General features: G+C 58.2%; 7 protein-coding genes and 2 pseudogenes. 4 read left to right on the top strand and 5 right to left on the bottom strand.

What is annotated here, in order from left to right:
* Positions 1–294: hypothetical protein (locus tag EN742_RS12815; protein ID WP_148670091.1), on the bottom strand; the 294-nt coding region annotated here is incomplete at its 3' end.
* 241 nt (positions 295–535) lie between these two features.
* On the opposite strand from EN742_RS12815, the pseudogene EN742_RS39330 reads away from it, so the two are divergent.
* Positions 536–767: pseudogene (locus tag EN742_RS39330) on the top strand (short-chain dehydrogenase/reductase); the annotation flags it as partial.
* Positions 768–844: 77 nt separating this feature from the next.
* On the opposite strand, the gene EN742_RS12805 reads toward EN742_RS39330, so the two are convergent.
* From EN742_RS12805 to EN742_RS12795, 3 genes are all read right to left on the bottom strand, one after another.
* Positions 845–2,251: a hypothetical protein gene (locus EN742_RS12805; RefSeq protein ID WP_126056312.1), complete on the bottom strand. Its 1,407-nt coding sequence runs from the start codon at positions 2,249–2,251 to the stop codon at positions 845–847.
* On the bottom strand, positions 2,248–3,441 hold the full coding sequence (locus EN742_RS12800) for an MFS transporter (protein ID WP_189375301.1): 1,194 nt from the start codon (positions 3,439–3,441) through the stop codon (positions 2,248–2,250). Before EN742_RS12800 ends, EN742_RS12805 begins: the two co-directional genes overlap by 4 nt.
* Before the next feature lie 107 nt (positions 3,442–3,548).
* Positions 3,549–4,439, bottom strand: coding sequence for an AraC family transcriptional regulator (locus EN742_RS12795; protein WP_245487582.1), 891 nt, complete (start codon positions 4,437–4,439; stop codon positions 3,549–3,551).
* A 266-nt stretch (positions 4,440–4,705) separates the two neighbouring features.
* Between EN742_RS12795 and EN742_RS12790 the strand changes: the two genes are divergently transcribed.
* From EN742_RS12790 to EN742_RS12770, 3 genes are all read left to right on the top strand, one after another.
* Complete coding sequence (locus tag EN742_RS12790) at positions 4,706–5,692, top strand: class I SAM-dependent methyltransferase (RefSeq protein WP_128332876.1); 987 nt, start codon at positions 4,706–4,708, stop codon at positions 5,690–5,692.
* A 129-nt stretch (positions 5,693–5,821) separates the two neighbouring features.
* The gene (locus EN742_RS12785) at positions 5,822–6,763 is read left to right on the top strand and encodes a LysR family transcriptional regulator (RefSeq protein WP_127405053.1); all 942 of its coding nucleotides are present in this window, start codon (positions 5,822–5,824) and stop codon (positions 6,761–6,763) included.
* Positions 6,764–7,551: 788 nt separating this feature from the next.
* Complete coding sequence (locus EN742_RS12770) at positions 7,552–8,733, top strand: DUF6600 domain-containing protein (protein WP_128332875.1); 1,182 nt, start codon at positions 7,552–7,554, stop codon at positions 8,731–8,733.
* A gap of 972 nt (positions 8,734–9,705) precedes the next feature.
* Here the strand turns inward: EN742_RS12770 and EN742_RS38695 are convergent.
* Positions 9,706–9,913, bottom strand: a pseudogene (locus tag EN742_RS38695) (hypothetical protein); the annotation flags it as partial.

Below are 9,913 nucleotides of genomic sequence, written 5' to 3'. Positions count from 1 at the left end.
CAGATTGTGCTCCCCGCGCGTCCATGGCGTGTGGCCGTTAACTGCCTCGCGGTATTCTTCAGAGAGTGAGCGCCACGCGACGAAGCTCATGACGCCGTGGCTGTCAAATCTCAGGATCGAGGCGCGCGACGAACCGAGCGCGTCGCATATGGCATCAAGTGCTGCATCGTAGATCTCGCCAAGGCCATTGGCTCGGTAAAGTCGGTCCGTGAGGCGAAAGAGGACGGCTTGCTCGCGGACAATATCGCCGTCGGCTGGCTCACGCCGGCCTTGCCCCATGGCCGCATCACTCATGGCCCTTTGCCTGCATGGCTCTACCCCCGGACGGTTCTATTGAAGTTCGACCAAATCCTCGACCAAACCACCTAACTTAGCACCGCGTCCACGGCCCATGTTCTTGGACTGCCGATTACGACCCCGACTATGCCAAACAATATGCGCCTTGCGCAGTTTCGCAATAGTGACTTCGGGTGTGACGTTGAGGACCGTCAAAAACATTCGTTATCGCTTGCTTGGGCCCTCGGGGACTGACTTCGACATCCGATACGCCGCCCGCGCAGGCATGATGTCGCCGTTCGGAAAGCGATGGAAAAAGGCGACTTGCCCGAAGTGGTCGCCAAGATGGTTCTGGCGGCCGCAACCGATCCTACGCCGAAGCTGCGCTCGCAGCGGGAAAGATGGCGCGCCAGGTCAGTTTCCTACGCCGTTTCGTGCCCCCATCGGCTTTCGACAAAAGCCTGCGGAAGCAACTCGGGCTGCCGGTCTGAAGTGATTCGCTCCGACTGCGTGTGGCCCCGATGGAGACGCTGGACTGAGCGTGATGTCCTGCGCGTACTGCTTTTGCTCAGGAAAAGGCCCATTCCGCATCAGTGGGGGAGATCGCCTGCTCGCCCAACTGTCTGCTAAGCTCTTGCCACGACGCGTCCGAAACGAAACTGGTCATACTTCCACAGGCTTTTGCGAAGGGAATTTTTCCGAGCCGGTCCATGATATCGCTGGACACGGCCATGTCTCCGTTTCGAAAAATGTCCAAGAGATCGTCATCGCACTCAATTACTCGGTGTCCCCAAGCGCCAGGTAGATCATCGGCCACGAGAGCCTCCCGCAGATCGGCATCCACATCTCCAGCCTCGAGTGCGCGGCAGACCACATAGCGCATGAGGGGGTAGTAGACCGGCTGATGACTGCCTCCGAGCGCGCGGACGCCCGGCAGGACCGACACGACCAGAAACATGAGGAGGAGATTCGGAATTAGACTGCGGTCGGCCAACCGCTCGATGATTTCGGAAGCCTCGAAGCGAACCATCTTCAACCCTGTTGCCGGATTGACGAGTTCGCCAGCGACCAGCCGCAGTGGCAGGCGCCTGCCGTTTTGATAGAACCAGAAGAAGTCGGTACCGCGCGCGAGCCAGCCACTCCAGGGGCCGTCTGCAAGCCTGTCGATCTCTGCAAGCATATTCAACGCGAGCCTTGGGTCTTCCAGCAGCCTCGTACGCAGCCAGGAGTTCTTTTCCGACAGATGGTCCGCCACCAGGTCGGCAATATCCTCGTCGTCAATCTGCAAGAACGTAAAGCGGCTTCCAAACAGCTTCGGCCACAGGCTGCAATTGGCTTCCTTTATGGCATGTGCTGGCCGTTCGAATTGGCCCTTCGGCAGAAGATTGTGAAGTACCGCAAGCGCGGCTGGCTCAGCGCCTTGTTCCGCAGGCACGAGTTCGAACCGATAGGCTCCAGGCCCAGTCAGAAGGCTGTACCCGATCATGCGGCTTCGAGTGAGGCCGAAGACGTTGATCGGCGTCTGATCAATTGTGAGCCAGCCCGGGCCCTTGCGAGCCCTTTCAACGAGGCTCACCGTGGAAACGGCATAGGACAGGTAGGTAGAGCAGCCATGCGCCGCGAGGCCCACGAGGCTAAGGATGTGAGTGTAGTAAGCCTCCGGGTCCATCAGGAGCAGCAGGTGAGGACCCGTCTGCAAAACGCGACGCTCTTCAAATTCCCTGCAGATTTCTGCGACCGCGCCGATCGGCAATCCATTTCGCTTCCCCGCGTTTTTGATCGCGTCGAGCAGCTTGGCCAGAGCGTATTGCCGACTTTCAGGCATGGCTGTCGAAACTGGTGCCTCGTACAGCCTGGCCGCGTAGTCGCGGATCGGACGGGAATAGTAGTGTTGCATCCACGGGTAGAGTGTCGCCAGCGATCTGAGTGCGGCCTGTTTCGCTCCTGCGGCTCCTGCTAGCTCATGCACGTTCATGGATCCCCCTCTTGCCGAGCGACGTTGATGCTCAAGGCAGAAACGCCGAACAGAAGCACCACAGCGAAACCGAGGAAAATCGTCGACGGAAAGGCCTGGTCTCCCAAAACGGTTGCGATACTGAAAATGACAAACCCAAGCCCGACTGCGAGGCTGTGCATGGCACCTTTGGCCCTGCCCAAGGCCTTATCGGGTACACGCGACTGCAGTGTGACCTCGACGCTGACCCGGCCCAGATTGTAGAGAAACCCAAGCGCGGCAAACATGGTCAATGTCCAGGGCGCGCGCAGAAGTACCAGCGCCATTAGCGCGAGCGCTGTTAAGCCTAAAACCATGAGGTGCAATGTATGAGGACTTATCGTTCCTGTCAGCCGACTGAGCAGTGCCGCTCCGATCAGAGAACCCGCCGACCAGGCTGCCTCGACGCGAGCGAAGTCCGCGGCGGTGCCCTTCTGTTCTACGAAAACGAAGCTAGATCCCATCACGCTGACCAACACCGCGCCTCCATATAGGAGCGCGTAGACGGCGAAGAGACGAACCAGGCGCCCGTCAATATTGAGAACAAGCCCGTTGACTTTGCGTTCGCCAGACGCCGAGCCGCCACGAATGCAGGACAAGCTTCCCGCCGAAACAAGAAAACATACGGCAAGGAGGACGAACACCAGGGTAGCGGAATGGTCGTTTGGCAACGCACCCACGAGCAGCGCTGCCGCAAGACATCCGAACTGCGTGACGAAGAAGACAATGGAATATGAAGCTGTCAGATCGCCTCCCGCAACGAGAGGGATCATTGACTGCGAACTCGTAAGTGCAACTCGGTCACATAGCGCAAAGGGAATCGCTGAACACCAGATCGCTGGAAACAAGTCCAGATAGGGAAGCGCGCAGGCTGTGGCGAGCATGACGGCAAAGCGACTAACGTCCGCTGCGATGTTCAGCAGTCGTCTGTCAAACCGATCCGCCATTGCGCCAGCCAGGGGGCTCGCGACAAATTCGACAACGCTGACGATCACGAGCAACGTCGCGACGCTCGCGCTTCCATACCCTGCTTCGACGAGGGTCCATGAGCATGCGATGTAGTAGCCGTTTCGTCCGACAGACGCGGACAACGCACTGGCAAGGAAGCCAATGAAGGCGCGGGGCTCACGGAGCGTTCCTTTGGCATAATGAAACCGAACTTCGCGTGACATCGGCGGCCCACCCATCCATTGACCGCATGTCATGCCCACTCCGGCGATGTCTGATTTAACGGGATGCCGAGCCTTTCAATTCCTTGCTGAAATAATAGGGGCTCGGGCTAGATCCTGGACTTGCGCCGAAACTCTATCGGGTTCGTGCCAAAGGCGCGTTTGAACGCGGTCGTGAGGTGGCTTGAGCTTGCGAAGCCGCATTCCATCGCGATTTTTGTCGCCGACAAATCCGTCGACCGCAACATGTCCGCGGACTGTACCAACCGGCGCTGCGCGATGAACGCATGCGGCGTCATTCCAGTCGACTGCTTGAACGCCCTGCTGAAATGAAACCGGCTGATACCTAGCTCTTTTGCTAGATCGGCCAGCGTGGGTTTGGCGTCTGGGAATGCCTCAATCATTCCCACGACGCGCTTGAGATCGAAAGTCGAGAGACCGCCTTTTGCCGGCTTGCGGCCGGTTCGGTTCAACCTGACCATTTGCACGAACAATTGCGTGACCTGACTCTCCACCATCGTCTTGCTTATCGGATCAGGAAACCTGAGCTCGGCGGCTATTCTCTGCAACGCCACTTCTATGGTGTTGTCACGAAATCCGATCCACGGGGGCAGTCCCGTCAGGCAATCGGGTGCAAATCCTTGGAAGGTCTCGTCTGCGAACTCCTGCGCGATCGACACGAGGAGGTAGGAGGCGATTGCGTCGCCCTCATCCCAACCAGTCCATTCGCTGCCGGCAGGGATGTAGATAATCGAACCGGGCCGCCTGGCCGAGAAAGAAACCCGGCGACCGTCGACGAAGTCTTCGCCGCGCCGGGCGGCACCCTTCAAGTTCATCAAGAACATATGCCGGGGGTGGGCAATTCTCGTTTCTTGCCGCTCTAAACCCGTTCTCTTAATTAAGTCTGCGCGTATGTTCCCCCAGCTCTCATATTGGTGAGCAAGGGTTCGGTGCCGCGAGCGGCGCAATGTGGTCGGGTCGAGGCAAAAAATATCCGCCAATCGAAGCGACTCCTTCGGAGACTACTCATCCTCCTGTTTGTGCATAACCATAGGTTGTTGAACAACTCACAAATAATTCAGAGTTGTCGGTTGATGTGGCGCAAGCGAAAAAATCGCAATTCGATGGAAGCCGCTTCTACAAGGCCATTCTATTCGTCGCCTCCGCTGATACTCGACCACCAAGAATATTACTCGGCGCTAATCTTCGTGCCGTTGTCGAGTTGAGGCATCTCACCGATCACACGGGTAGTGGGAGGCACAATTCGATGCGAGGACTCGACGACTTTCTGGCCGAATGCGACCACGGCCCGCGGATCAACGAACTGTCGGGCTTTTTCGCGACGACGGCAGCCGGCGAAAGCGGAATGCCTACACGCAAGCCCGAGGTCGATTCCAGGCTTCTTCCGAACGATAACCTCATTCGCGACTTGATCAGCTTGCATGCGGCACGACAAGGCTTCTTCGATCAGCACTATCACAGCAGCATTCCCTACCGGCTGGAGGAGGAGTGTCGGATGGCCCACGGCGTGCTGAGATATGCACGAATTCGCGGTGCCCCGCTGTCGTTATATAGCCTTGGCACAGCGGAGGGCACCATGGCGAGAACACTGTCGGAGTTGTCCCGCGGGCAAATCCACAGCCTCTCCTGCAGTCCTAACGCGGAAAACTACAAGTGCTTCATGGCATATGGCGAACCGCCAGACGCCGAGTTCTTTGTCGGCCCGTTCCATCGGCTGACCAAGGCCGTCCTCAATTCAAACGCCCGATTGGGCAAATTCGCTTCCGGATTCGATATAATCCTCGAAGATACCACCTTTCAAATGTACTCGCCGAACAGACCTAAACAGATTGAGTTCGTGGCGCAGCATCTCAAGGAAGGAGGCATCTTCGTATTCCTCGAGAAATTTCGGGCGGTTGAGGACAGCGACTATCAGCGCCGCGAGTGCCAGAAGGATTTTGGCTTCAAGGCTCGCTACTTCCAGCTAGAGCAGATCGAGGCAAAGAAGACCGCGGTGCTGACCACGATGTTCAACAACGAGGTGACGCTTGAGGAGATGTCGCGCGCTGTAGGGACGCATTTCAAACACTGCGTCATGACCTGGAACAGCGGAAATTTCTGCAGCCTTGCGGCGAGCAACAGCCGGGAAAATCTTAACCTGTACGTCTCGCAGATGGCGGACCCGGCCATTCCACATGAGTATGTCTACGAAGCGGGCTTGTATCGAAGCCTAACGGATCATGCCGTCTCGTGAATGTGCCTCGGCGAATTTCTTCAGCCGCGCGCACGGAGGGAACCTATTGCCTGCCTTTTGCACCAAAGAAGAGATTCGAGCGCGTTGCGCCGAAACTGACACGATCTCTGTCCGCAAAGCGCCCGAGGCATGACGCCGAACGGCAACGCGTTGCGGCTACTGGCCTACGCCCTTGCAGCGGTCGATCATGGCAGCCTGAGGCGGGCGGCAAGGGCGATGAGGGTTCGAGAATCCTCCGTGAGCCGAAACATCGTCAAGCTCGAACAACACTTGGAAGTGCAATTGTTCGAACGCGATGTCCGCGGAGTTCGTTTGACGGAGCCGGGTCGAGCCTGGATCGATGTTGTGCGAGCTCACTACGAAGGCTTGCTGGACGCTTTCAATGACCGTGTCGGAGACAAGGACGCAAAGACGCTCCGGATTGGATTGTGTTGTGTGAGGGGAGGAGAATTCCTCAGAGGCATCATCGCTCGCTTCGGCAGCCTCTGTCCGGACGTGAGCTTTAGCATCGAGGATGTTCCCGCGGGGCGGTGGCTGTCAGCCATACGCCGCCGCCACCTCGACCTCGTGTTCACTCACGACTTTGGCGCCGTCCCTTCCTGTTGCAGCGAGGTGTTTTGGCAAGAGCGCCTCTTCGTCCTCTTGCCGTCGTCTCACTCGCTCGTCGACAGGCCCGTGGTCGCATGGTCCGATCTTGCAGAAATGTGCCTGCTCGTTCCAGTCGGGCCAGAGGGGCCGCTATTCGACCTGCGACTGTTGGAGCGCATCGCAGCAACCGGCGGCCCGGCAGTGCAGACGTGCCGAGCGAACCAAGCGACGGTCGCTCTCAAGGTGCAACTTGGGGAGGGCGTTACCTTGGCCGAGGAAAGCTGTGCCAGGACGACCGCTATCGAATCCACGATGTGGAAACCGCTGGCAGGGCAAAACAGTGTCAGCTCAATCAGGGCTGTCTGGCTCGACTCGAATCCAAAGCGTTCTGTGCTCCGGTTGGTTGCTGTTGCCAGGAATAGGGCAGGGGATACGCCCGGTAATTCGGGAACAAATGCTGCTCGACCTGGGCGAAGCACATGAGCGGTGGTTCAGCCTCTGGCGAGGACGGCGGGCTGATGCGTGGCCTCAACCAAATCGGCCGCCGCCTGTTCAACCTGATCGGCTGCATGGTCCACCTGTTCGAGCTTCTTGGCTAGCCGCTCGTGCAGCATCGAAAGCCGTGCTGCGTGGTAGATGGCGCTTCGCTTTCGGCCATCCATGTTGAGAGGTGCAAATAACATCGCGACTGCTCTCCTCAGTGTGCATTTGTCGGCGGGACGGCCTTCGGCAGTCGCCTTCTGGCTGCGAGCCGTTGGCGGCTCCGCATACGGGCGCAAAGGGCGAGGCTAACCGCGAGGCCGCAGATCTCGCCGACCATTGCCTCTGCCTGTTTGGGAGATTTTTCTGCTCGCTTCAAGCGTTGCCTGGCGACTGCCTGTTCCAAAACCACAAGTTCAACCATACTGCCGCATCCTCATGGTTAGCTGTCCTTCCAAGAGAACCGCGGGGTACTCCTTTAGTTCCGGGCGCTGCAATGTGGCTGACGCGGATGTCCTCGCCGGATAGCGATCTGACAAGCTGATCATACATCTTGCGAGCCGGAACCCGCCCCACAGATTGAACCATGAGTTGCTTTCGCGCTGCCCTTTCGAAGGCCAGAAAAGGCTACCCGAGTTTGCACCTTCCCTCCCTCGCAGCAACAAGGAGGCTGGCTAGGGCGTTTGGGATGCCAAGCCGTGAGCGGATACGGGCAACGCTGGCAAAGTGGAACAATCCGACAGCCGGCGGGTTTCAAAGATGAAGGGCGATCTGTTTCGGAGGAAACTGGGATGAAACGCGTCCTTGCCCAAAATGCGGTACGACTGATGCTGGGCGGCGTAACCGCCGGTCTGCTCACCATCGTCGAGATTCCCAACCCGATTACGCCATTGTCGCTCGTGTCCGAGGCAGGGGCTGCCACCGACGTTTCAATCAGCACATTCTACCAGGACCTTTCTTCCCATGGTGATTGGGTTTCGTACCACGGAGCGGCCGTTTTCGTACCGGCTGATGTACCTGACGGTTGGCGTCCATATACCCTTGGACACTGGGTCTATACCGAGCAGTATGGCTGGCTCTGGGTATCCGACGAGCCATTCGGCTGGGCGACGTACCATTACGGCCGGTGGGGCTATGCCGACGACATCGGTTGGTACTGGGTCCCGGGCACTCGTTGGGCGCCAGCCTGGGTGAGTTGGCGTCGTGACAGGCAGCACATGATTTGGGCTCCGCTACCGCCGCGTCGTGATCCGGATTTGATTTCAATCGAGGTGACCTTCGACGCGACGCCGGATTTTTACTGGGTCGTTGTCCCCACACGCGAATTCCTTGCGGCGGACATTTCTGTCGTCGTTATCCGTGATGAGCCGGAAATTGTGCGCATTGTCGAGGCGGCTGAGCCGGTTGGCGATGTGACGATCCATAACAACGTGGTGATCAACAAAGTCATAGATGTTGATGTGATCGAGAAAGAGACGAACCAGGAGGTGACTGTCGTCAAGGTCAGCAAGACCGACGCGCCCGAGCAGTCGGGCAAATTGGAAAACAATACGGTCAGGGTCTTTGAAGGCGAGGTGAAAGCCGATGCCGATGCCAAACCAGCTGAGATCAAAGATATTGAGGAGGTGAAGAAGGTTCAGGCTGGCCGGAAATCGAAGCCGACCGAAGGCGCTGCCACGACCGAACAGGCCGAGCCCGAGCAGGCGGCCAAGCCGCAGAAAAAGACGCAGGAACAGCCTGCGGCCGAGCAGCAGCAGGTCGAGCCCGAGCAGGCGGCCAAGCCGCAGAAAAAGGCCAAGGAACAGCCTGCGGCCGAGCAGCAGCAGGTCGAGCCCGAGCAGGCGGCCAAGCCGCAGAAAAAGGCCAAGGAGCAACCCGCCGCCGAGCAGCAGCAGCCGGAGCAGGCGGTGAAACCCAAGCCACAGAAGCAAGAAAAGAAGGCGTGTGATCCGCAGACTGAGGCGAACTGCTAGGTTTGTGGCGGTTAGACTAACCGCTCTTAATGCGGGCACACCTGCGATCCTGGCTTCTATCCTTCGCGGCCACCTGTGGGTGGGCGGTGTGCATTCGTCATTGATCCGAAATGGCGATATGCGCCGAAACCAGGAACTTATGATCTACAAGCCGAGGAGGGTGAACAGAAAAGAGGAGGGTGAACAGAAAATAGGCTCGCGCGCTGAGCGCCTTTTTGGCGATGACTGGCGGTCGAGCGTTTTGGTGAAGACTAGGCTGCTCGCACTGCCAGCAGCGAAGCTGCGAGCAAAGTTACGTGGCGGATATTCCACGAGAAGTCATGGAGCACAACGTCTGCATCAGTAGAAAGTGGTCTCGGATAGCGGCTCCAGGCCAGTGTTACGATAAACTTCGGTCGAGCCAAGGGGCGGGGGAAGACATGAGGGTCGAACGTTGGGTGAGGAGGGGAGCCTGTTTCTGCTCGGGCTCGCAGCAGCTTGGCGCCTTGAGCATGCGTTCAACGCCCTAACCCCACATGCAGTCCTATGCTCTCCTCTTGGCAGTTTTTGGAGCAATCGTGCTCCTTACGGCCTGGCTACCTTTACTGCTCCGAAAGCTTCCGCTTTCGTTGCCAATGCTTTGCATCGGGATCGGGGTTCTTTGGGTTTGGTCACCATTCTCTCCTCTCGTAGGGGTAAACCCACTGGAGAACCGGATACTAACCGAGCGTCTCACAGAGTTCGTTGTGATCGTCGCCCTTATGGGAGCTGGCCTAAAGCTGGATCGGCCCGTGAGTTGGCGGGGTTGGGAGTCCTCGTGGCGCCTTCTTGGCATAGCCATACCTCTGACGATCGCAGGAATTACAATTCTAGGCTGGTCAATTCTCGGGCTTGGCATTGCAATTCCTATTTCAGAGTGTGCCGTAAAGTGGGGGTCGAAAAGGAAAATGGACCGCGCCCTGAAGTTCCTCCGCAAGGGCGATACGCCGGTGATCACGAAGATTGATAGCCCGCAATGTGCAGCCCTTTACCGGCAAGGCCACCACAGCCGTACAGCGGCGTCCCGCAACCGCCCTCGCCGCGCCAGCATGCGCTGGCGGTTGGCGTTTGTTCGGGCGCAATGCTCATGACGTTCAAACCGCCTGCGAGGGCAATGTGATGCGCATGGCCGTACCTTTTGCCGGCGAGCTTTGAACAATGA

The sequence above is a fragment of the Mesorhizobium sp. M4A.F.Ca.ET.020.02.1.1 genome (assembly GCF_004022645.1).
Taxonomy (GTDB): Bacteria; Pseudomonadota; Alphaproteobacteria; order Rhizobiales; family Rhizobiaceae; genus Mesorhizobium.
Note: the sequence above shows the minus strand (reverse complement) of the source record. Positions and strands in the feature narration are given on the sequence as shown.

Excerpts from the sequence above, each read along its gene's own strand:
- EN742_RS12770 (WP_128332875.1), top strand. The coding sequence starts at position 7,552 with ATGAAACGCGTCCTTGCCCAAAATGCGGTACGACTGATGCTGGGCGGC.
- EN742_RS12805 (WP_126056312.1), bottom strand. The coding sequence starts at position 2,251 with ATGAACGTGCATGAGCTAGCAGGAGCCGCAGGAGCGAAACAGGCCGCA.
- EN742_RS12785 (WP_127405053.1), top strand. The coding sequence starts at position 5,822 with ATGACGCCGAACGGCAACGCGTTGCGGCTACTGGCCTACGCCCTTGCA.
- EN742_RS12800 (WP_189375301.1), bottom strand. The coding sequence starts at position 3,441 with ATGTCACGCGAAGTTCGGTTTCATTATGCCAAAGGAACGCTCCGTGAG.
- EN742_RS12790 (WP_128332876.1), top strand. The coding sequence starts at position 4,706 with ATGCGAGGACTCGACGACTTTCTGGCCGAATGCGACCACGGCCCGCGG.